Source organism: Methylobacterium symbioticum, from assembly GCF_902141845.1.
Taxonomy (GTDB): domain Bacteria; phylum Pseudomonadota; class Alphaproteobacteria; order Rhizobiales; family Beijerinckiaceae; genus Methylobacterium; species Methylobacterium symbioticum.
This window is the reverse complement of record NZ_CABFPH010000017.1, coordinates 1-21,111: the sequence shown is the minus strand read 5'-3', so window position 1 is coordinate 21,111 and position 21,111 is coordinate 1. Positions and strand designations below refer to the sequence as shown.

General features: G+C 69.8%; 17 protein-coding genes, 1 pseudogene and 1 other annotated feature. Of the genes and pseudogenes, 6 read left to right on the top strand and 12 right to left on the bottom strand.

The annotated features are described in order from the left end of the window. Window positions 1-210 precede the first annotated feature (210 nt). Together MET9862_RS08355 and MET9862_RS08350 are read left to right on the top strand one after the other, a co-directional pair. Window positions 211-2,637 (top strand): bifunctional diguanylate cyclase/phosphodiesterase, encoded by a 2,427-nt coding sequence (locus tag MET9862_RS08355; protein WP_244612629.1) that lies wholly within the window; start codon window positions 211-213, stop codon window positions 2,635-2,637. A gap of 94 nt (window positions 2,638-2,731) precedes the next feature. After that, window positions 2,732-2,787: a sequence feature (sul1 is cis-regulatory element that is thought to sense ions involved in sulfur or methionine metabolism; They are found in Alphaproteobacteria), on the top strand. A 60-nt stretch (window positions 2,788-2,847) separates the two neighbouring features. Continuing rightward, on the top strand, window positions 2,848-4,332 hold the full coding sequence (locus tag MET9862_RS08350) for a SulP family inorganic anion transporter (protein ID WP_142582579.1): 1,485 nt from the start codon (window positions 2,848-2,850) through the stop codon (window positions 4,330-4,332). A gap of 91 nt (window positions 4,333-4,423) precedes the next feature. Here the strand turns inward: MET9862_RS08350 and MET9862_RS29250 are convergent, their stop codons facing one another. From MET9862_RS29250 to MET9862_RS08300, 11 genes are all read right to left on the bottom strand, one after another. Beyond that, window positions 4,424-4,600 (bottom strand): hypothetical protein, encoded by a 177-nt coding sequence (locus MET9862_RS29250; RefSeq protein ID WP_185156795.1) that lies wholly within the window; start codon window positions 4,598-4,600, stop codon window positions 4,424-4,426. A gap of 68 nt (window positions 4,601-4,668) precedes the next feature. Next, complete coding sequence (locus MET9862_RS08345; RefSeq protein ID WP_142582578.1) at window positions 4,669-5,103, bottom strand: GlcG/HbpS family heme-binding protein; 435 nt, start codon at window positions 5,101-5,103, stop codon at window positions 4,669-4,671. 100 nt (window positions 5,104-5,203) lie between these two features. Then, on the bottom strand, window positions 5,204-5,506 hold the full coding sequence (locus tag MET9862_RS08340; protein ID WP_142582577.1) for a hypothetical protein: 303 nt from the start codon (window positions 5,504-5,506) through the stop codon (window positions 5,204-5,206). A 117-nt stretch (window positions 5,507-5,623) separates the two neighbouring features. Beyond that, window positions 5,624-6,592 carry an HpcH/HpaI aldolase/citrate lyase family protein gene (locus MET9862_RS08335; RefSeq protein ID WP_142582576.1) on the bottom strand — a complete coding sequence of 323 codons (969 nt, stop codon included), beginning with the start codon at window positions 6,590-6,592 and terminating at the stop codon, window positions 5,624-5,626. 233 nt (window positions 6,593-6,825) lie between these two features. Then, window positions 6,826-9,588 carry a phosphoenolpyruvate carboxylase gene (locus MET9862_RS08330; protein ID WP_142582575.1) on the bottom strand — a complete coding sequence of 921 codons (2,763 nt, stop codon included), beginning with the start codon at window positions 9,586-9,588 and terminating at the stop codon, window positions 6,826-6,828. Window positions 9,589-9,835: 247 nt separating this feature from the next. After that, the gene (gene sucD, locus MET9862_RS08325; protein ID WP_142582574.1) at window positions 9,836-10,726 is read right to left on the bottom strand and encodes a succinate--CoA ligase subunit alpha; all 891 of its coding nucleotides are present in this window, start codon (window positions 10,724-10,726) and stop codon (window positions 9,836-9,838) included. 20 nt (window positions 10,727-10,746) lie between these two features. Further along, window positions 10,747-11,934: a malate--CoA ligase subunit beta gene (locus MET9862_RS08320; RefSeq protein WP_142582573.1), complete on the bottom strand. Its 1,188-nt coding sequence runs from the start codon at window positions 11,932-11,934 to the stop codon at window positions 10,747-10,749. A gap of 456 nt (window positions 11,935-12,390) precedes the next feature. After that, complete coding sequence (fchA, locus tag MET9862_RS08315) at window positions 12,391-13,017, bottom strand: methenyltetrahydrofolate cyclohydrolase (protein ID WP_142582572.1); 627 nt, start codon at window positions 13,015-13,017, stop codon at window positions 12,391-12,393. A 9-nt stretch (window positions 13,018-13,026) separates the two neighbouring features. Continuing rightward, window positions 13,027-13,887 (bottom strand): NADP-dependent methylenetetrahydromethanopterin/methylenetetrahydrofolate dehydrogenase, encoded by an 861-nt coding sequence (locus MET9862_RS08310; RefSeq protein WP_142582571.1) that lies wholly within the window; start codon window positions 13,885-13,887, stop codon window positions 13,027-13,029. 167 nt (window positions 13,888-14,054) lie between these two features. After that, entirely contained in the window at window positions 14,055-14,999 is a 945-nt protein-coding gene (locus tag MET9862_RS08305; protein ID WP_142582570.1) for a D-2-hydroxyacid dehydrogenase, read from the bottom strand. A gap of 194 nt (window positions 15,000-15,193) precedes the next feature. After that, window positions 15,194-16,402 carry an aminotransferase class V-fold PLP-dependent enzyme gene (locus MET9862_RS08300; RefSeq protein WP_142582569.1) on the bottom strand — a complete coding sequence of 403 codons (1,209 nt, stop codon included), beginning with the start codon at window positions 16,400-16,402 and terminating at the stop codon, window positions 15,194-15,196. Window positions 16,403-16,951: 549 nt separating this feature from the next. Between MET9862_RS08300 and MET9862_RS08295 the strand changes: the two genes are divergently transcribed. Genes MET9862_RS08295 through rnhB form a run of 3 tightly spaced genes read left to right on the top strand, consistent with a single transcriptional unit; the run spans window position 16,952 to window position 19,489 of the window. Continuing rightward, on the top strand, window positions 16,952-17,779 hold the full coding sequence (locus MET9862_RS08295; protein WP_142582568.1) for a UDP-2,3-diacylglucosamine diphosphatase: 828 nt from the start codon (window positions 16,952-16,954) through the stop codon (window positions 17,777-17,779). Further along, window positions 17,776-18,843, top strand: a complete 1,068-nt coding sequence (locus tag MET9862_RS08290) for a glycosyltransferase family 4 protein (RefSeq protein ID WP_142582567.1) — start codon at window positions 17,776-17,778, stop codon at window positions 18,841-18,843. Before MET9862_RS08295 ends, MET9862_RS08290 begins: the two co-directional genes overlap by 4 nt. Window positions 18,844-18,892: 49 nt before the next feature. After that, complete coding sequence (gene rnhB, locus MET9862_RS08285; RefSeq protein WP_142582566.1) at window positions 18,893-19,489, top strand: ribonuclease HII; 597 nt, start codon at window positions 18,893-18,895, stop codon at window positions 19,487-19,489. Window positions 19,490-19,502: 13 nt separating this feature from the next. On the opposite strand, the gene MET9862_RS08280 is transcribed toward rnhB, so the two are convergent. Beyond that, entirely contained in the window at window positions 19,503-20,588 is a 1,086-nt protein-coding gene (locus MET9862_RS08280) for a PA0069 family radical SAM protein (protein ID WP_244612628.1), read from the bottom strand. A gap of 193 nt (window positions 20,589-20,781) precedes the next feature. Here MET9862_RS08280 and MET9862_RS08275 point away from each other — a divergent pair. Further along, a pseudogene (locus MET9862_RS08275) lies at window positions 20,782-21,111 on the top strand (hypothetical protein); the annotation flags it as partial.

Here is a 21,111-nt window from a genome sequence, read left to right as displayed (position 1 = left end):
GGATACCGGCCCGACGCGGGCAAGCGCGTCTAGACAAGGGCCGATGGAGCGATGGCCTGATCCAGCCCGGCTCGCCGCCGAGCCTTGCGATCGAGCCGCTCGCCCGCTCCGTCCCGGATGCGCGGTTCGATCCCAGCTCCCAGCGATCCCCGGCCGCCTCGACGGCCGACCACCCCTGCCCGTCTCCGAGGTCGTAGCCCGATGTACCGGATGTTCAGTTGCCTGGTCGATCAGCACGCCGCCTGGGTCGTCCCGCTGGCAGGTCTGGTGTGCTGGGTCTCCCTCCACACGGCACTGCAGCTCAACCGGCAATCCCTCGACAGCGAAGGGACGGCCCGACGGACATGGCTTCTCGCCGCCAGCTTCTGCGCCGGTGCCGGGATCTGGTGCACGCACTTCATCGGCATGCTCGGCTACGATCCCGGCCTCTCCATCGATTACCGCATCGACGGAACGCTCCTGTCTCTGCTCATCGCGGTCTTGGCGGTCCTGGCTGCGCTCGTCGCGGTCCGGGCCGGGAGCGGCCTTCTCGGGGCCGCTCTGGCGGCCCTGATCCTCGGGCCCGGCATCGCAGCCATGCATGTCGTCGGCATGCTCAGCATCCAGGTACCGGGCCTCCTGGCCTGGGATAGGCCCATGCTCTGCGGCGCCGTCGCGGGCGGCTGCGTCCTGGCCGCCGCCGCGTTTGCGATCCACCGGCATCCCCGGCTGGGACGCTCGCGCCTCCTAGTCGCGAGCGTGCTCACAGCATCCGTCGCGGTCCTGCATTTCACCGCGATGGCGGCGGTCGAGGTCGTGCCAGACCTGACGCGCGCCGCCGCAGCGCCGAGCATCCCGAGGCTCGCCCTCTCCGCCGGCATCACCGCGATCATGCTCAGCATCCTCGGCTTCGGCGTGCTCGCGCTGTTTGCCGACCGGATGCGCCGAGCCAACGCGGCGCTCCGCGCCAGCGAGGCCGCGCTCCGTCTCAGCGAGGAACGCCTCGCCCTCGCCGTCGATGCCGACGGCCTCTGGGAGATCACCCTGGCCACGGGGGAGATGTGGCTGTCCGACCGCTGGTTCACGATGCTGGGCTACGAGCCCGGCGAACTCCACGCCCATACCGAGACCTGGGAACGCCTCGTCCATCCGGAAGACAGGGCCGGGACGCAGCGCCTGCTGACCGACCATCTGGAAGGCCGCAGCCCGGTCTACGAATGCGAGCATCGCCTGCTGCGCAAGGATGGCGACTGGTGCTGGGTCCTGGCCCGCGGCAAGGTCGTGACCCGGACCCCGTGCGGCCGGCCACTGCGCATCGTTGGGCTCCAGTTCGACACCACCGTCCGGCGCGAGGCGGAACGACAGATCGCCCATATGGCGCTGCACGACGCGCTGACTGGCCTGCCCAATCGCGTGCTCTTCCGCGAGCGCCTGAACGACCAGTTCGCCCGGATGCCGATCACGGGGAACGCCTTCGCGGTGCTGGCCTGCGATCTCGATCGCTTCAAGGCCGTGAACGACACCTATGGCCATCCTGCCGGGGACGCGCTCCTGAAGGTGATCGCGCAACGGCTGCGCAGCGTATTGCGGGCGACCGACACCATCGCCCGTCTCGGCGGTGACGAGTTCGCGATCATCCTCGGCCAGATCGATGGGCCGCAATCGGCCGAGATCGTGGCACAGCGCCTGATCGAGGCGGTCGAGCGGCCGGTCGATCTCGGATCCTTCGTGGCCGGGGTCGGGATCAGCATCGGCATCGCGACCGCGCCGGAGGAGCGGGATGCCGACGACCTCTTCAAGAAGGCCGACATCGCGCTCTACCGGGCCAAGGCCGAGGGCCGGAACACCTTCCGCTACTACGCGCCCGACATGGATGCGGGCATCGCCGGCCGCAGCGGCTTGGAGCGCGACCTGCGCGCCGGCCTGCGCGCAGGCGAATTCCAGCTCCACTATCAGCCGGTCTTCGGTGCCGAGGATGCGGATCTGCGCGGCTTCGAAGCCCTGCTGCGCTGGCAGCATCCCGGGCTCGGCCCGATCTCGCCCGCGGAGTTCATTCCGATCGCGGAGGAGAGCGGCCAGATCGTACCGCTCGGCGAATGGGCCCTGCGGGAGGCCTGCCGCATGGCGGCGCACTGGCCGGACGACCTGCGGGTCTCGGTGAACGTCTCGGCGGTGCAGCTTCGCCAACCCGGCCTGGAGCAGGCCGTGATCGACGCCCTCGCCGCTGCCTCGCTCGCGGCGACGCGGCTCGAACTGGAGATCACCGAGAGCGTGCTCATCCGGGACAGCGAGGCGTCGATGGCCTGCCTGCACCGGCTGCGGGCGCTCGGCGTGCGCATCGCCCTGGACGATTTCGGCACCGGCTACTCTTCGCTGAGCTACCTGCGCCGCTTCCCCTTCGACCGGATCAAGATCGACCGCTCGTTCATCCGCGACATCGCCGATCCTGACACGGCCGCGATCGTCCGGGCCATCGTCGGGATCGGGAGCCGGCTCGGCGCCGCAGTGACAGCCGAGGGCGTCGAGACGGCGGACCAGCTCCGGCAGGTGCGGGACCAGGATTGCACCGAGATCCAGGGCTTCCTGTTCGGCCGGCCGATGCCGGCGGAGGAGGCGGTCCGCCTCATTGAGGGCCGTGCCGCGCTCCGGGCAGCCTGATACCGCTCTGCCGCCGGATCGGCGGCACCCATGCGCCACGTCCAAATCCGGCATGTTGCGCTGCAGCGCAGGTCTGATAAACGAAGGGCATCCGCCTGGACCCGGTGAAAGCCCGGGTGGCTCTTCCGGCCGCCGATCCGCCGGACCACGCAATCGAGACGCATCACAGCCTCGCGCAAGGCGCAGGCAGCGGTCTCCTGCGGACATTCCATGACACCCATTCCGACGCGCAGCCGCGCCTCCGTCGCACGGATCCGTGCCGACATCCTCTCAGGCATCGTCGTCGCCCTGGCGCTCATCCCGGAAGCCATCGGCTTCTCGGTGATAGCCGGCGTCGACCCGAAGGTCGGCCTCTACGCCTCCGTCGTGATCGCCTGCGTGATCGCCTTCGCGGGCGGGCGCCCGGCGATGATCTCGGCCGCGACCGCGGCCACCGCCGTTGTCATGGTCGACCTCGTTCGCGAGCATGGGGTGCAGTACCTCTTCGCCGCCACCATCCTAATGGGCGTGATCCAGATCGCGGCCGGCCTGCTCAAGCTCGGGCGGCTGATGCGCTTCGTCTCGCAATCCGTGATGACGGGCTTCGTCAACGCACTCGCCATCCTGATCTTCCTGGCCCAGCTTCCCGAGCTGCGGGGCGTGACGCCGGCCACCTACGGCCTGGTCGGTCTGGGGCTTGCCATCATTTATGGCGTCCCGCGCCTTACCCGGGCCGTGCCGGCGCCGCTCGTGGCGATCGCGGCGCTCACCCTGATCACTGCCGTGTTCCACCTCGACGTGCGCACGGTTGCGCATCTCGGCGCATTGCCCTCCACCCTGCCGAGCTTCGCCCTGCCGCAGGTGCCCCTGACCGTCGAGACCCTGCGCATCATCCTGCCCTACGCGGCGACCCTCGCCGCCGTTGGCCTGCTGGAGAGCCTGCTCACGGCCCAGATCGTCGACGACATGACCGACTCGCCGAGCAGCAAGAACCGGGAATGCATGGGCCAGGGCGTCGCCAACATGGCCTCCGCCGTGTTCGGCGGCATGGGCGGCTGCGCGATGATTGGCCAGTCGGTGATCAACGTCTCGTCGGGCGCGCGCGGCCGGCTCTCGACCTTCGTGGCGGGCAGCGTCCTGCTCGTGCTCCTCGTCGCGCTCCAGGATCTGCTCGCCATCGTGCCAGTCGCCGCTTTGACCGCAGTGATGATCATGGTCTCGCTCAACACCTTCCAGTGGCGCTCGCTGGCCCGGCTGCGGACGAATCCCCTGCCCTCCTCGGCGGTCATGCTGGCGACCGTGGCGGTCGTCGTCGCCACGAAGGACCTCGCCCTCGGCGTCCTGATCGGCGTGCTGTTGTCGGGCGTTTTCTTTGCGGGCAAGGTCTCGCGGCTCAGCCAGGTCACGTCGGAGCTCTCGGCCGACGGCCGGGTGCGGACCTACCGGGTGACGGGCCAGATCTTCTTCGCCTCGGCGGGCACGTTCGGCGAGGCCGTCGATGTGCTGGAGCCGGTCGAGCGCATCGTCATCGACGTGCATGCGGCCCATTTCTGGGACATCTCGGCGATCGGTGCCCTCGACCGCGTGGTGACGAAGGCGCGCCGCCAGGGCAAGCAGGTGGAGATGATCGGCCTGAACGCAGCCAGCGCCACCCTGGTCGAGCGCTTCGCCACCCACGACAAGGGCGGCAGGGACGCCACGCTGCCGACGCATTGAGGGCGCGGCGGCCCGCCCGCCGCCGCGCCGATTGGATTGCCCCGCAGCCCAATCGGATCACGCGGTCTCTCTCGACGGCGTTGGAGATGGATCAGGCCCGCGCCGGCGCCTTCTTCAGGGCGGCGGCGAAGGCCTTGAGCTGGCGGTTGAGGTCGGCGAGTTCGTTCAGGGCGATGGTCTTATGCCCGTCCTTCACGGCCCGCTCGATGTCCTCGACCTGTGTCGCCACGAGCCGACGCAGGGCATCGGCGAGTTGTTCACGGTTCATCGTCGCGCTCCCCGGCTGGCCATGGCCCCGTCATAGGGCGGTAGCCTTAACCGGGGGTTTCGCGGGGCTCAGGTCCGCCAGGGATGGGCCGGCAGCTCGGTCTTGCCGATGGCCTTGGCGCCGGCCTCCGCCACCGCATCGTCGTTCTCCACCGTCGAGCCGCTGACGCCGATTGCGCCCGACATCACGCCGTCCGCATCCACGATCGGGATGCCGCCGGGGAAGGTGATCAGACCGTCGTTCGAGTGCTCGATGCCGTAGAGCGAGCCGCCGGGCTGCGAGAGCTGGCCGATCTGGCCGGTCTTCATGCCGAAGAACACGGCGGTCTTGGCCTTCTTCTGCGCGATGTCGATCGAGCCGACCCAGGCGTCGTCCATGCGGTAGAACGCCTTCAGGTTGCCGCCCGAATCAACCACCGCGATGCACATCTGGGTGCCGAGCTCAAGCGCCTTGTCGCGGGCAGCGCGGATCGCGGTGTCCGCCTGTTCGATCGTGACGTGCATGGTGGATCTCCTCCGAACTGGACCGCTCGGGCTTGCGGATACTCAAGGGCCTGGAGTCGTGCCCCGATCCAATGGGACCGGAATCGGTCTTCAGGCAAGGTCAGATAGGGCGGCCGGCTCCGCTTGCGGAGCCGCGCGCCAGCCATGTCACCGAGGCATAGGCGCCGACCCAGGAGCCGAATGCCGCGAACAGGACGTAGAGCGCGTTCTGCGTGTAGTTGATGACCGCGAAGGCGGAGAGCAGGTACCAGACCGCGCTCCAGTTCGCGGCGCGGATGCGGTGCCGGGCGCCGACCGCGGCATTGAAGAATACGTACGCCGCATCGGTCACGGCGGTCGCGGCGACGACACCGAGGGTGATGAGCGGATCGAGATCCGCGTACGGGATGCCTGGGACCTGCATGGGTGCCTCCTCCCGCCCGCGGGGCGGGCGCAGGAGGCTGCCCGAGACGCACGGGCCCGCCAAGCGGGCCGGCTGCCCCGCGCGCCGCGGACCTCGCGCGCGGGGACCACGAGCGGCTTACTTCATCGCGTCGGCCTTCTCGATCAGCGCCTCGGCCATACGGATCGAGGCGATGTCGATGAGGCGGCCGTCGAGGGAGACGGCGCCGCGGCCGGCCTTGGCCGCCTCCTCCATCGCCTCCAAGATGCGGCGGGCCTTCGTCACCTCGGCCTCGGACGGGGTGAAGACCTGGTTTGCCAGCTCGATCTGGGTGGGGTGGATCGCCCACTTGCCCTCGAAGCCGAGGGCGGCGCAGCGCCGGGCCGCCGAGATGTAGCCGTCCGGATCCGAGAAGTCGCCGAACGGGCCGTCGATCGGGCGGAGCCCATAGGCGCGGCAGGCCACCAGCATGCGGTTCTGCGCGAACAGCCACGGATCCTGCCAATGGGTCTGCCGGGCGCCCGACTCGTCCTTGTCGGTGAGCACCGAGAAGTCGGGGTTCACGCCACCGATCACGGTGGAGCGGGCGCGGGTGGAGGCGGCGTAGTCGGCCACACCGAAGGACATCGCCTCGAGGCGCTTTGAGGACTGGGCGATCGCCTCGACATTGGCCATGCCGAGCGCAGTCTCGATCAGCACCTCGAAGCCGATCTTCTTGTCGCGCTTTTTAGCCTGCTCGATCTGCGTGACCAGCACGTCGATCGCGTAGACATCCTGCGGCACACCGACCTTGGGGATCAGGATCATGTCGAGGCGCGGACAGGCTTCGACGATGTCGACGACGTCGCGATACATGTAGTGGGTGTCGAGACCGTTGATGCGGATCATCATGGTCTTGTTGCCCCAATCCAGGTCGTTGAGCGCCTGGATGATGTTGGTGCGGGCCTTCTCCTTGTCATCCGGGGCGACAGCGTCCTCAAGGTCGAGGAAGATCACGTCCGCGGCGGAGTTGGCCGACTTCTCCATGAAGGTCGGGTTGGAGCCGGGCACGGCCAGTTCGGAGCGGTGCAGCCGGGCCTTGGCCTGCGGGATCAGGGTGAAGCTCATCTCTTGTTTCTCTCCTCGTGAAGGCTCTTCCGGCCGCTGCGCGACCCGCGCGCGGCTGGAACCGGCCTAGCCGCATCGTGACCGGGCTCGGCTCCAGCTTGTGTTCCAACGCGCTCTCTCGCCGAACCGGCGTCGAATCCGGCTCGGGGGGCTCTAGAGCGCCCGAGCCGCCGGGTTCAACATGGCGCCCGCCGCGAGCCGCGACAGGGCCGTGAAGTCGTTTCGCCTCGCGCTCAGCCCGTGGCGCCAAAACCGACAGCGATGCAGTTGATGGACAAGAGGAGCGCGGATTTGACTGCCTCGCGGCGATCGTCGTCGCTCTCCGCACGGAAACGGCGCAGCAGCTCGACTTGCTCGCGGCTCACCTGATTGATTGTCGGCAGGCGGCCCTGCAGACGGTCGCGGAAGAGCGGGAAGCGCTCCGCGAGCTCGCGCCCGCCGCTCACCCGCAGCACCATCTCCTTGGTCAGCGCGTATTCCGCCTCGACGAGGCGGAAGATCCGCGCGCGGATGCCTTCGTCGGCGACGAGGCCCGCATAGTCCCGGGCGATGTCGAGATCGACCATGAGCAGCGTCTTCTCGACCTCGTCGAGGACGAGGCGGAAGATCCGCGATTCCTCGAACAGGCGCCGGAGCTGCGCCTCGCCCTCGGGGCCGCGCACGTCGAGGAAGCTCTGGATGCCCGAGCCCACCCCGTACCAGCCGGTGATGACGTGCCGGTTCTGCGACCAGGCGAAGACCCAGGGGATCGCCCGCAGGTCCGAGAGCGAGCGGGCACCGAAGCGGCGGGCCGGCCGCGAGCCGATATTGAGGAGCGCGATCTCGTCGAGGGGGCTCGCCGCCTGGAAATAGTCGACCAGACCGTCCGTCTGCAGCAGGTTGACGTAGGCCGCCCGCGAGGCGCCCGACAGGGCCTCCATGGCGTCGTCGGCGCCCAGCCGCGCCGCGCCGTTGCCGTTCGGCTCCGGCGCCAGGGCGTGCTCCAGCACGGAGGCCGCGAGCAGCTCCATCTGGTAGGCCGCCGTGCCGCGGTTGGCGTATTTGAACGAGACGACCTCGCCCTGCTCGGTGATGCGGAAGCGGCCCTGGATCGAGCCCGGCGGCTGGGCCATGATCCCGCGATGCGTCGGCACGCCGCCGCGGCTCACCGAGCCGCCGCGGCCGTGGAAGAAGGCGATCGGCACGCCGACATGGTTGCCGAGCACGGTGAGCCGCGCCTGGGCCTTGTACAGCTCCCAGTTCGAGGCGACGAAGCCGCCGTCCTTGTTGGAGTCGGAATAGCCGATCATCACCTCCTGCACGCCGCCCTGCCAGCGGGTGGAGCGGCGCACCACGGGGATGCTGAGCAGCTCCTTCATGATGGCGGGCGCGGCGCGCAGGTCATCGATCGTCTCGAAGAGCGGCACGATCGGCAGCGGGCAGATCTCGGTGCCCGCCGCGTCGAGGAAGATGCCGGCCTCCTTGGCCAGGAGGTAGGCGCCGAGCACGTCGTCCACGGAGCGCGTCATCGACAGGATGAAGGCACCGAAGGCCTCGCGGTCGAGGGTGTCGCGCATCTCGCCGACCAGGGCGAAGGTGTCGAGGGTCTCGCGGGCGGCGTCGGGCAGGTCGTCGAAGCTGCGGTCGGGATTGCGGGGCCGGGCGAGCTCGGTCACCAGCCAGTCGCGCCAGTGCGGCGTGTCCGGCTCGGGCGGCGTGCGCGCTGCGCCGTGCTGCTGAATCCAGAGAGCCTGGAGCGTCTGGGTGGTGCGCGTCGAGTTCTCGCGCAGGTCGAGCCGCACGGTGGAGAAGCGGAAGATCTCGACCATGCGCCGCACCGGGCGCACGAGGTCGGTGGCGAGACCGGTGCACTTCGCCTCGGCGAGGCCGCGCTCCAGGGTGCGCAGGTCGTTGATCAGCCCGTCCGCGCTCGGATAGTCGGGCCCCTTCGGCACGCGGCCCTCGTTGCGCGCGATGGTGGCTTCGAGCTTGCGCAGGATGCAGGTGATGAACTGGCGATAGGCCTCGCCGGGATTGCGGCCGGCGATCGCCCGCGCCTCGCCGCTCTCGTTGAGCGCGTGGGCGAGTTCGGCCTTGAAGGCCTCCGGCACCGGCAGCGAGCGCTCCGTGAGCGAGAGCATGCGGGCGAGATGCTCGATGCCGTCGCGGTAGCGCCGCAAGGAGGCGAGCGCGTTGCGCTTCAGGGTCTCGCGGGTGACGCTCGCGGTGACGTAGGGGTTGCCGTCGCGGTCGCCGCCGATCCAGCTTCCGAACTGGAAGAAGGGCGGCACCTCGAAGGTCTCGTCCGGGTAGTAGCGGCCGAGCACCTCCTCGAGGGATTCCATCACCTCGGGCAGCATCTCGAACAGGGTCTCGTCGAAGAAGTGGAGGCCCCAGGCGACCTCGCGCTCGACGGTGGGCTTCTCGAGATGCAATTCGCCCGTCATCCAGACCAGCTCGATCTGGGCGCGCAGCTCGTTCATCAGGCCGTTGCGCTCGCGCTCGGTCCAGCGCGGCATCTCCAATTCGCGCAGGACGAGGTAGATGCGGCGGAACTTCTCCAGCACCGTCACGCGCTTGCCCTCGGTGGGGTGCGCCGTGATGGTCGGGCGGATGCGCAGGTCCTTGAGCAGGGTGTGGATCCGGGGGGCCTTGATGCCGCGCGAGGCGGCCTCGGCCAGGACCTTGGCGAAGGAGCCGCCGAGCGCCTCGCGGCCCTCCGAGCGCTCGATCTGGCGGCGGCGGCGCATGGCCGCGTTCTGCTCGGCGATCGAGATGAGCTGGAACCAGATGCCCTGCACCTGGAGGGCGCGGGCGAGCATCTCCGGCGTGAAGCGCGAGATGTCGGCGGTGCCGTGCAGCACCGCCTCCAGCTCCGGCTCGTGGCGGCGGGCCACGTCGAGCAGGGCGTGGAACAGGATGTCGAGAGGCTCCTTCGCCGAGGTGCCGGTGATGACCGGGGGCGCGAAGGCGTTCTCGTCGGCGTGGCCGGGGGAGGCGTGCAGGGTTCTGGTCATGGGGCCACCTCGGGCAACGGGTGCGCCGTCTTGCGGACCGCCGGTGCAGTCCGCCGTGGCGGATGAGGATCGAGCGCGGGTCCCCTCTCCCGTTCGGGAGAGGGACAGGGTGAGGGTCGAGAACTGTCCGGAGAGGGCTTCGCAAGAGCCGCTGCGCCGTTGCGATCAATCCTGCGCGTTCTCATCCCTCACCCCAGCCCTCTCCCGGTCGGGAGAGGGGGCCCGTCGCGGTTCCGGCGCGGCGGCCTCAGGCCGCCTTCTTGAGGACCTGGGCCACGGTCTCGCCGAAGGAGCCCGGGTCCGGCGCCACGGTGAGGCCGTAGGAGCGCATGATCTCGGCCTTCTCGGCGGCGCTGTCACCGGTCGCCGAGATGATCGCGCCGGCATGACCCATGCGGCGGCCCTTCGGGGCGGTGAGGCCGGCCACGAAGCCGATCACCGGCTTCGTCATGTGCTCCTTGATCCAGGCCGAGGCCTCGGCCTCCTGGGGGCCGCCGATCTCGCCGATCATCAGCACGGCCTCGGTCTCCGGATCCTTCTCGAACAGGGCGAGATGGTCGAGGAAGGAGGAGCCGTTGATCGGGTCGCCGCCGATGCCGACCGAGGTCGAGATGCCGAGCCCCAGCGCCTTCATCTGCGAGGCCGCCTCGTAGCCGAGGGTGCCCGAGCGCGAGATCACGCCGACATTGCCCTTGAGGTAGATGTGGCCCGGCATGATGCCGAGCATCGCACGTCCCGGCGAGATGATGCCGGCGCAGTTCGGGCCGACCACCATGGTGCGGCGCTCGCGCGGATAGCGCATCAGGTAGCGCTTCACCCGCATCATGTCCTGGGCCGGGATGCCGTCGGTGATCGAGCAGACGAGCTTCAGGCCCGCATCTGCCCCCTCCATGATCGCGTCCGCCGCGAAGGGGGGCGCGACGAAGGTGATCGAGGTGGTGGCGCCGGTGGCCGCCACCGCCTCCTTGACGGTGTTGAACACCGGCACGCCGAGATGCGTGCGCCCGCCCTTGCCGGGGGTGACGCCGCCGACGACGTTGGAGCCGTAATCCAGCATCTCCTTGGCGTGAAACGTGCCCTTGTCGCCCGTGATGCCCTGGACGATGATCGGGGTCTTCTCGTCGATGAGAATGCTCATGGCGTGATCTCCCCCTTAGCTCAGCGGTTGCCCATGGTGGCCTTGGCGCTCTCGCAGGCGTCCACCGCCTTGCGCGCGGCCTCCGACAGGGTGTCGGCGGTGATGAGGTCGAGCCCGCTCTCGGCCAGGATCTTCTGGCCGGCCTCGACATTCGTGCCGGCGAGCCGCACCACCAGCGGCACCTCGATCTTCACCTCGCGTGCGGCCTTGACCACGCCCTCGGCGACCCAATCGCAGCGGTTGATGCCGGCGAAGATGTTGACGAGGATCGCCTTGACGTTCCTGTCGGACAGAACGAGCCGGAAGGCCGTCGCCACCCGCTCCGGCGAGGCGCCGCCGCCGACGTCGAGGAAGTTCGCCGGCTCGCCGCCCGCGTGCTTGATCATGTCCATGGTAGCCATGGCGAGGCCGGCGCCGTTGACGATGCAGCCGATCTCGCCCTCCAGGCCGATATAGCTGAGATTGTGCTCGGCGGCCTGGGCCTCGCGCGGATCGCCCTGCGAGGGATCATGCATGTCCGCGATGTTGCGGCGGCGGAACATGGCGTTGTCGTCGAAGCTCATCTTGGCGTCGAGCGCCAGCACCCGGTCGTCCTTGGTGACGACGAGCGGGTTGATCTCCAGCATCGTGCCGTCGCAGTCGCGAAACGCCCGGTAGGCGTTCATGATGGTCTTCACCGCGGCCGAGACCTGCTTGATGTTCAAGCCCAGCTGGAAGGCGATCTCGCGGGCCTGGAACTGCTGCAGGCCGACGGCGGGCTCGACCACGATCTGGATCAGCGCGTCCGGATCGGTCGCGGCGATCTCCTCGATATCCATGCCGCCGCGCTGGCTGGCGATGACGCGCACGCGCTCGGCCTTCCGGTCGAGCACGTAGCCGAGATAGAGCTCGCGCTCGAACGGGTCGGCGGTCTCGACATAGACCCGCTGCACCGGCTTGCCCTCGGGACCGGTCTGGATCGTGACGAGGCGCTTGCCCAGCAGCTCCCGCGAGGCGTCACGCACCTCGTTATAGGTGCGGCAGAGCTTGATTCCGCCGGCCTTGCCCCGCGCCCCGGCATGGATCTGCGCCTTCACCGCCCAGAACGAGCCGCCGAGCTCGGTCGCGGCGTAGACCGCCTGATCGGGGCTGAACGCGACGGCCCCCTTCGGCACCGCGACGCCGAAGCTCGCGAGAAGCTCCTTGGCCTGGTACTCGTGGACGTCCATCCGCACCTCCTCCGAACTGTTTGAGAGCGCCGGTCTTCCGGGCCGGGCTTCGCGGCTCTGTCGGCCGTGGGCCTGTTATAGCCGCAAGATTTGTTTCGCGGGAGCGGCCGAGAAGATCAATTTTTTTGACATCCGCGTTGAAGGCGCCTTTAGGCACGGCGGAATGTTGATCGTATTCAATGGTGCAGTGCACGAATTCTCGAATGCCACTGCCGGGCGGCGCGGCGCGCCGATCCAATCCTTTGGGCACTCTGCACCGACGCGGAGACCGTTCCGGCGGACGGACGCGCGTGTCACGAAACGCCGCCGGCCGGTCGGGTGGTCAGCGTCCCGCGGTGCCGGGCGCCGTCTCGCGATCGAACAAGCCCCGGGCCGCGGACGACCGGTGATCGTCCGCGGCCCGGGGCAAGACGTGGGGCCGGGGCCGATCGGCCCCGGCGGCGGAGCGCGTCCGCCTCAGCTCACCTTGCCCTTGACCACCTCGAAGACGTGCTCGTTCAGCGCGCCCGCCTCGGCGAGCAGCCCCTCGAGTTCGGTCAGACGCGCATTGGCGAAGGCGCGGTCCTCGAGGCCCTTGGCATTGACCCAGACGTTGAGGGCGGCGCTGCGCAGGCCCGCATAGGCCGAGAGCACGGCGACGCCCGCGTCGCTGATCACGTTGAGGTTGCCCTTGTCGGCGGCGATCGCGGCGAGGTCGATGACGGCGCGGCAGGCGCGGCAGCAGGCCAGCGGCACGTCGGTGGCGACCTTCAGCGCCTCCTGGATCTTCGCCGCGCGGGCGGCCTTCTGCTCGTCGGTCTCCTTGGGCAGGCCGTAGGCAGCCATCACCGCGTCGAAGGCCGTCACGTCCTCGGCGATCATGCCGGTGAGCGTGGCGCGCAGGGCCTCCGACTTGGCGAGCACGTCCTTCAGGTCGGCCTCGACCTCGGCGTACTTCTTCTTGCCGATGGTGAGGTTGCACACCATCGAGACCAGGGCCGCGCCCATGGCGCCGGAGATGGCGGCGGCGCCGCCGCCGCCCGGAGTCGGGCTGGAACTGGCCAGCCCGTCGAGGAAGGTCTTGATGGTCTCGTTCTCTGCCATGATGCCTCCTCAGGCCATCTTCTTGGCGAGCGCGTAGATGTCCTCGGCGTCGAGCACCTGCTCGGTGTTGTCGAACAGCTGGCCGACGCAGGCGCGATGGAGCTTCAGCTTGAGCCCACCGATGCCCAGCGCGCCGAACGACTTCTTGCCGTGGCGGTCCTTGCCCTTGTCCATCGCCTCGATGCCGCCGATCCCGAGCGGGGGCTGGGCGTTGTAGTCGGCCACGAACTCGATCGAGGCCTCGTCCTTCCAGGCTTCCTCGGGGACGAGTTCCAGGCCGATGGCGCCGGCCGAGAACACGATGTTCTGGCCCTTGATGATCCGGGCGCGGGAGCCCGCATCCGGGGTCTCGGCGGCGACGACGCTGACGCCGAAGCGCTTGTTGACGGCGTCGGTCGAGGCCTGCGCCTTGTCGAGGGAGCGGCCGCACAGGGTCACCTGCGCGCCCTCGCGGGCGAGAAGGGCGGCCGAGCGCATGCCGACCGGGCCGGTGCCGGCGAGGACCACGGCCTTCTTGCCTTCCAGCGAGCCCGCGGCCTTGGCGACGAGCGCCACGCCCGCCGCGGCCGTGGTGTTCGAGCCGTTCGAATCGAGCATCACCGAGACGCGGAAGGGCCCGAAGAAGCGCTTCTTGACGGCCGCCAGCACCGCCTCGCCGGCCGCCATGTTGCCGCCGCCGACGAAGATCGCCGTCGACTTCTTCTCGGAGCCGCCGCGGGTATAGATCGTGCCGTCGACCAGCGCGCCCACGTTCTCGGGCGTCACGTTGCCGTAGCCGGTGATGTGGTCCGCCCCGCCGTCGTAGCCGACGACCGTGTCGAACACGCTCGGCACCGGGTCGGTGTCGAAGAGGAACAGCAGCTTCTTCATCGGTTTCGTCCTTATCGCCCGAGAGCGGGCGTGATGGGGTGTGTCCTCAGGTCATGGGATCCCCAAGGGACACGTCCCTTGGGCGGGGCGCCGGGGCAGCGCCCCGGCATGTTCCAGGGCTCCGCCCTGGACCCGCGAGAGGGGTGCCCCCTCTCGACACCCGAACTTCAGCCCTCGACCACGTTCTGCGGCTTGCCGGCGACGAAGGCCTCGACGTTGTCGACGAGCTGGTCGGCGAGGATCTGCATCGCCTCCTTGCTCGCCCAGGCCACGTGCGGGGTGACGATGAGATTCGGCAGGTCGGCATCGCACAGGATGTTGCCGTCCTTCGGGGGCTCCTGCGCCACCACGTCGAAGCCCGCGCCCGCGATGGTGCCGTTCTTGAGCGCCTCCAGGAGCGCCGCCTCGTCCACCAGGCCGCCGCGGGCCGTGTTGATGAGGATCGCCGACCTCTTCATCTTCGCGAGCTGCTCGGCCCCGATCATGTTGCGGGTGTCGGGCGTCAGCGGCACGTGCAGCGTGATCACGTCGGATTGCGTGAGGATCGTCTCGAAATCGACGAGGCCCTCCTGCGGGAAGACGTCATAGGCGATGACCTTCATCCCCAGCGCCTCGGCCCGCTTGGCGATCGACTTGCCGAGCGCCCCGTAGCCGACGATGCCGAGCGTCGAGCCGGCGATGTCGTAGATCGGGTAGTCGAAGTAGCAGAACTGCGTGGACTTGGCCCAATCGCCGCGCCGCACCGAGTTGGCGTAGGGCACGATGGCGCGCCGCAGGGCGAACATCAGCCCGACCACGTGCTCGGGCACGGTGTTGAAGGCGTAGTTGCGGATGTTGACGACCGTGATCCCTTGCGCCTTGGCGGCGGCCTTGTCGACCACGTCGGTCCCGGTGGCGGCCACCGCGATCAGCTTCAGATCGGGCAGCTGCGCCAGGGTGTCGGCGCGCATCGGCACCTTGTTGATCAGCGCGATCTCGGCGCCCGTCAGGCGCTCGACGATCTCCTCCGGCGTCCAGGTCGACTCGTACTCCACGTACTCGTGCGGGAAGGTGAACGCCCGAACCTTGGCGTCGAGGGATTCGCGGTCGAGGAACACGATCTTCTTCGTCATGAAACCCTCATCGATCTCTGGCGGGACCCGCGCACGCGGCGGATCCCGGCTGCGTTCGTCCATCGAGGCCGGACGCGGCGGCTTTCCTCCCGGCGCCGGTTGATCCGGCCGCCTCGTTGGACCCGAGACGGGTCCGGCCGCGGGACGAGTTCCCGCGGCCGCTGGTTCGGCTCAGCCCCTCGGGGCCTTCCGGCTCAGGCCTTGGCGAGGGGGTTCTCGCGCAGGTAGCTCGAGGCCGCGGCGACGCCCGAGCCCGGGGTCACCTTGATGCCGTTGTCGAGCATCGCCATCTCGGCGCCCGCGATCGCGCCGAGCAGCGACAGCTCGTTGAGATCGCCCACGTGGCCGATGCGGAAGACCTTGCCCGCGACCTTGTTGAGGCCGGCGCCCAGCGCGAGGTTGTAGCGCACGAAGGCGTGCTTGATGATCGCGGCGGCGTCGACACCCTCCGGCACCACGATCGCGGTGACGGTGTCGGAGTTCCACTTGGGCTCCTTGGCGCAGGTCTTCAGGCCCCAGGCGGCCACCGCCTGGCGGGTCGCCTCGCCGAGCACGTGATGGCGGTGGAAGACGTTCTCCAGCCCTTCCTCGAACAGGCAGGCGAGCGCCTCGCGCAGGCCGTAGAGCAGCGGCAGGGCCGGAGTGTAGGGGAAGTAGCCGGCGCCGTTCTGCTTCTTGTGGTCTTCCCAGTCGAAGTAGACGCGGGCGAGACGGTCGTTGCGGCCGGCGGCGCCCTCGGCGACCTTGATCGCCTTCGGGCTGACGCAGATCACGCCGAGGCCGGCGGGGAGCATCAGGCCCTTCTGCGAGCCGGCGATCGCGCAGTCGACCTTCCACTCGTCCATCTTGAAGGGCAGCGAGCCGATCGAGGACACGCCGTCCACGAAGAGGAGCGCCGGATGGCCGGCCGCGTCGATGGCCTTGCGCACGGCGCCGACATCGCTGGTGACGCCGGTGGCGGTCTCGTTATGGACCACCATCACCGCCTTGATCTCGTGGTTCTTGTCGGCGCGCAGCGCCTCCTCGATCTTCTGCGGATCGGCGCCGGCGCCCCACTCCTCGTCCTGCACGATCACCTCGAGGCCGAGGCGCTGGGCCATGTCGATCCAGAGATGGCTGAACTGGCCGAAGCGGGAGGCGAGCACCTTGTCGCCGCGCGACAGGGTGTTGGTGAGCGCCGATTCCCAGATGCCGGTGCCGGAGGCCGGGAAGAGGAAGATCGTGCCGTCGGTCGAGCCGTAGATCTTCTTCGTGTCCTGGAACAGCGGCTTCGTCAGCGCCGGGAAGTCGACCGAGCGGTGATCCTCGGAGGGCACCAGCATGGCGCGCTGGACGCGATCCGGGATGTTGGTCGGCCCAGGGACGAACAGGTGATTGCGACCGGGGCGTCGGGTTGCCGCCATGATGTTTCCTCCAAAATCCCATGCAGGACGCCGGCTCTTCTTCAGGCCCGGCGTCGGGTGATCGTTCATTCGGCAGGCTGCGCGTGTCCGGAAGGCCCGGACGGGGCCGGATCGGACGGTCGGTCGTCGACGGAGCGGCAGGGCGGCCTCTTGCCGCTCGCGGTCGCGGCATGCCTGCATGCCGGTCGCCTCCGAATGACCGTGTGCTCTCCATGCGACGGCAGACGCGGCGCCGCAAGCGCCCGGAGCCGTCCCCAACACCTTCCTTGGCTGTCCTGCCTCGCGCAGCCTTGCCGTCGTCGCCTCGCCGACCTTCGGCTCGGGCGGGATTATGACCGCCCAAGTCACGGAAAGAAAACCGGAAAAACTTCGGGGCTCCGGAAAAAAAATTTGCCTTGCAGTGCAGCACAACGCCTCTGCGATTGAGGGGTTTTTACTGCACTGCGGCATCGGCGGACCCGATGAAAGCCGGCCCGAAGCCGGCACAGCGTCATCAAACTGAGATGGGTTTGCGGTTTGGCTCCGCCCGCCATCTGCCGGGAGGCGCGCATGGGTGAAGACTCGGAAGCCATCCGCGTTCGAACGCTGTTTCTGTCGGACCTGCATCTCGGGACGAAGGGCTGCCAGGCCGGCCTGCTGCTCGAGTTCCTGAAGGACTACGACGCGGACACGATCTACCTCGTCGGCGACATCGTCGACGGGTGGCAGCTGCGTTCGGGCTGGTACTGGCCGCAGGCGCACAACGACGTGGTGCAGAAGCTGCTGCGCAAGGTGCGCAAGGGCTCGCATCTGGTCTACGTGCCGGGCAACCACGACGAGTTCCTGCGCGACTATATCGGCACCACCTTCGGCGGCATCGAGATCGCCGACAGCCGCATCCACGAGAGCGCCGACGGCAAGCGCTACCTCGTGATCCACGGCGACCAGTTCGACATGGTGGTGCGCCATGCCCGCTGGCTCGCGCATCTGGGCGACGGCGCCTACACCTTCGCGCTCTTCGTCAATACCGGCCTCAACCGGATCCGCCGCCGGCTCGGCCTGTCCTACTGGTCGCTCTCGGCCTGGGCCAAGCTCAAGGTGAAGAACGCCGTCAACTTCATCGGCCAGTTCGAGGAGTTCCTCTCCGACGAGGCCCGCCGCCAGGGCGCGGACGGCGTGATCTGCGGCCATATCCACCACGCGGCCAACCGCGAGATCGCGGGCCTGCGCTACCTCAACACCGGCGACTGGGTCGAATCCTGCACGGCGATCGTCGAGCATTACGACGGGCGCATGGAGGTGCTGAACTATCCGAGCCTGCTCCGCGCCCGGGCAGCGGCCGCGGAGACGCGCCGCGAGGCGCCCGAGCCGATGCCCGGACGGCGGGCTGTCGCGTGAGGCTCCTGATCGCCACCGATGCGTGGCATCCGCAGGTCAACGGCGTGGTGCGCTCGCTCCAGCACATGGTCGATGCCGGCCGCGCGCTGGGCTGCGAGCCGGTCCTGCTGACGCCCTCCGATTTCCGCTCGATGCCGATGCCGGGCTATCCCGAGATCCGCCTCGCCTACGCGACGCGGGCCCGCGTCGCGCGGCGCTGGGACGGCCTGGCCCCGAGCCATGTCCACATCGCGACCGAGGGCACGGTGGGCTACGCCGTGCGCCGCCACTGCCTCGCCACCGGCCGCCCCTTCACCACGAGCTATCATACGCGCTTCCCGGAATATCTCGCGGCCCGCGCCCCCGTGCCGGAATCGTGGAGCTATGCCTGGCTGCGGCGCTTCCACGGCGCGGCGCGCGGCACCATGGTGAGCACCGCCTCCCTGGAGCAGGACCTGCGCGCCCGCGGCTTCCGCAACCTGATGCGCTGGACGCGCGGCGTCGACACCGCCCTGTTCCACCCCGATGCCGGCCCGGCGCCCGTCGCGCTCGCCGGCCTGCCGCGCCCGCACTTCCTGTTCGTCGGGCGACTCGCGGTGGAGAAGAACGTCGAGGCCTTCCTGAAGCTCGACCTGCCCGGCAGCAAGGTCGTCGTGGGCGACGGGCCGGACCGGGCGCGGCTCGCGGCGCTGGCGCCGGAGGCCTGCTTCCTCGGCACGCGCACGGGGAGCGAGCTCGCCGCCCTCTACGCGGCGGCCGACGTCTTCGTCTTCCCGAGCCTGACCGACACCTTCGGCATCGTGCTGCTCGAGGCGCTCGCCTGCGGCACGCCGGTGGCGGCCTATCCGGTGACCGGCCCCCTCGACGTGATCGGCCAGACCGGCGCCGGGGTGCTCGACACGGACCTGCGCGAAGCGGCGCTCGCAGCCCTCGCCGTGCCGCGCGCGGCCGCGCGGTCCGAGGCGCTGCGCTACAGCTGGGCCGAGAGCGCGCGCCAGTTCTACGCCAACATCGCGGACGCGCACGAGGCGGACCCGCCGCAGATCCGCGGCCCGGCGCCCTTCGGCCTCGAATCGACGGCGTGACGGCGGCGGGAGCAGCTGCCAGAAGGGGCCGGAACCCCGGACCCGAGCGATGCCCCCTTTCGATCCCGCCTCCGCCGCCAGCTATCCCGCCGTGATCGGCTGCGACGAGGTCGGGCGCGGCGCCCTGTGCGGGCCCGTCGTGGTGGCCGCGGTCTTCTTCGACCCCGCCGCGCTGCCGCCCGACCTCCTCGCCCGGCTCGACGACAGCAAGCGGGTGCCCGAACCCGTCCGCGAGGCGCTGACGCCGCTGATCCGCGCCCATGCCCGCGTCGCGGTGGCGGCCGGCTCGCGCGCCCTGATCGACCGGGTCAATGTGCGCGTGGCGACCCTCGACGCCATGGCCCGCGCGGTGCGCCGCCTCGGGCTCGATGCCGCCGTCCTGGTCGACGGGCGCGACCCGGTGCCGGGCCTGAGCCAGGCCTGCCGCGCGGTGATCGGCGGCGACCGCCTGGTGCCGCAGATCGCGGCGGCCTCGATCGTCGCCAAGACCGTGCGCGACGGCCTGATGCGCCGCCTCGCCCCCCGGCATCCGGACTACGCCTGGGAGCGCAATGTCGGCTACGGCACCGCGGCCCACCGCTCCGGCCTCGCCGCCCGTGGCCGCAGCCCGCACCACCGGCTGACCTTCACGCGGGCCTATGGGTGATCGGCGACGCGGTTCAGAACAGCGCGAGCTGCGCTCCCGGCACCGCGAAGGCCTCGCAGTTCAGCCGTAGCCGCTCCTCCGGATAGCCGAGCCGGGCCCGGGCCAGGCGCATGCGCTGCGTGATCAGCGCGGCGTAGGGCCCCTGCCCCGTCATGCGGCTTCCGAAGGTGGCGTCGTAGAGGCGGCCGCCGCGGGATTGCGCGACGAGGGACAGGGCGCGGGCCTGCCGGCCCGGATAATGCTCGGCGAACCAATCGGCGACGAGATCTTTCAGCTCGTGCGGCAGGCGCAGCAGAACGTGGCTCGCCTCCCGCGCGCCGCAGGCACGGGCCTGTTCGAGGATCGCCTCGATCTCGTGATCGTTGAGCGCCGGGATGATCGGGGCGACGATCACCATCACCGGCACCCCCGCCGCGCTCAAGGCGCGGATCGCCTCCAGGCGCTTGGCCGGATGTGGCGCGCGCGGCTCCATGCGCCGGGCGAGCACCGGGTCGAGGGTGGTGACCGAGATCGCCACCTTCGCGAGGCCGTCCGCCGCCATGGCCGCCAGGATGTCGCGGTCGCGCAGGACGAGGTTCGACTTGGTGACGATGCCGACCGGGTGGCGGAAGCGCGCCAGCACGCCGAGCACGGCGCGGGTGATGCCGTGCTCGCGCTCGATCGGCTGGTAGGGGTCGGTGGCGGTGCCGAGCGCGATGCTGCGCGGCCGGTAGCCGGGCGCGGAGAGTTCGCGCTCTAGGAGCCGGGCGGCGTCGGGCTTGGCGAAGAGGCGCGTCTCGAAGTCGAGTCCCGGCGACAGGCCGACATAGGCGTGGTTCGGCCGCGCGAAGCAGTAGATGCAGCCGTGCTCGCATCCTCGATAGGGGTTGATCGAGCGGTCGAAGGAGATGTCGGGGGAGGTGTTGCGGGTGATGATCGTCCGCGCCCGCTCGCGGGTGACCTCGGTGCGCCGGCGCGCCGCCGGCTCGACCTCCCAGCCATCGTCGAAGGTCTCGCGGGCGTGAGGCTCGAAGCGCCCGTCGGGATTGGCCGTCGCGCCGCGGCCGCGCCGCGCCTCGGCCGGGACTGCCAGACCCGCCGCGCCTCGGGCGTGCGGCATCCTGCCCCTGTCCGCCTCGTCCATGATGCCGTCCGCTCCGCGTGATCGCATGGCAGAACATAGAGCGAACAGATGTCGGAGAGAACGCCTATAAATCAGGCACTTCGCTGTTTTCGGGCGTCAGCCCGTGCGTGAGTACCGGATTTGCCGGGGCTGCAGGTTCCCTCGCCGCCAAAATCGGTTATCGGCGCGCATGCTCTCCGCGGTGACCTATATCGCGCGGCCCGCCGAACCGGACGCGATCGACCAGCTTGCCGACACCCTCGGAACCCTCGTGGCCGGGGTGGCGGCCGGATTGGTGAGCGATGCGGTGATCGTGGCCGGCGCCGAGAATGCGGCGGTGGCCACCGTCGCCGAGGCGACCGGCGCGACGCTGGTCCTGCGCCCGCGCGGCGGCAGCCCATGGATGGCGGGCGCCCGCATCGCCCGGCGCGACTGGGTGCTGTGCCTCGCGGCGGGCGACGTGCCGGCGGAGGGCTGGATCCGCACGCTCGACCGCTTCATCGGCACGGCGCGGCCCGAG

What these genes read in the sequence shown, in the direction of transcription:
- MET9862_RS08350 (WP_142582579.1), top strand. Translation starts at nt 2,848, where the DNA reads ATGACACCCATTCCGACGCGCAGCCGCGCCTCCGTCGCACGGATCCGT.
- MET9862_RS08300 (WP_142582569.1), bottom strand. Translation starts at nt 16,402, where the DNA reads ATGGCGGCAACCCGACGCCCCGGTCGCAATCACCTGTTCGTCCCTGGG.
- MET9862_RS08280 (WP_244612628.1), bottom strand. Translation starts at nt 20,588, where the DNA reads ATGCCGCACGCCCGAGGCGCGGCGGGTCTGGCAGTCCCGGCCGAGGCG.
- rnhB (WP_142582566.1), top strand. Translation starts at nt 18,893, where the DNA reads ATGCCCCCTTTCGATCCCGCCTCCGCCGCCAGCTATCCCGCCGTGATC.
- MET9862_RS08335 (WP_142582576.1), bottom strand. Translation starts at nt 6,592, where the DNA reads ATGAGCTTCACCCTGATCCCGCAGGCCAAGGCCCGGCTGCACCGCTCC.
- MET9862_RS08310 (WP_142582571.1), bottom strand. Translation starts at nt 13,887, where the DNA reads ATGAAGAAGCTGCTGTTCCTCTTCGACACCGACCCGGTGCCGAGCGTG.
- MET9862_RS08340 (WP_142582577.1), bottom strand. Translation starts at nt 5,506, where the DNA reads ATGCAGGTCCCAGGCATCCCGTACGCGGATCTCGATCCGCTCATCACC.
- fchA (WP_142582572.1), bottom strand. Translation starts at nt 13,017, where the DNA reads ATGGCAGAGAACGAGACCATCAAGACCTTCCTCGACGGGCTGGCCAGT.
- MET9862_RS08345 (WP_142582578.1), bottom strand. Translation starts at nt 5,103, where the DNA reads ATGCACGTCACGATCGAACAGGCGGACACCGCGATCCGCGCTGCCCGC.
- MET9862_RS08330 (WP_142582575.1), bottom strand. Translation starts at nt 9,588, where the DNA reads ATGACCAGAACCCTGCACGCCTCCCCCGGCCACGCCGACGAGAACGCC.
- MET9862_RS08355 (WP_244612629.1), top strand. Translation starts at nt 211, where the DNA reads ATGTTCAGTTGCCTGGTCGATCAGCACGCCGCCTGGGTCGTCCCGCTG.
- MET9862_RS08320 (WP_142582573.1), bottom strand. Translation starts at nt 11,934, where the DNA reads ATGGACGTCCACGAGTACCAGGCCAAGGAGCTTCTCGCGAGCTTCGGC.
- MET9862_RS08305 (WP_142582570.1), bottom strand. Translation starts at nt 14,999, where the DNA reads ATGACGAAGAAGATCGTGTTCCTCGACCGCGAATCCCTCGACGCCAAG.
- MET9862_RS08295 (WP_142582568.1), top strand. Translation starts at nt 16,952, where the DNA reads ATGGGTGAAGACTCGGAAGCCATCCGCGTTCGAACGCTGTTTCTGTCG.
- sucD (WP_142582574.1), bottom strand. Translation starts at nt 10,726, where the DNA reads ATGAGCATTCTCATCGACGAGAAGACCCCGATCATCGTCCAGGGCATC.
- MET9862_RS29250 (WP_185156795.1), bottom strand. Translation starts at nt 4,600, where the DNA reads ATGAACCGTGAACAACTCGCCGATGCCCTGCGTCGGCTCGTGGCGACA.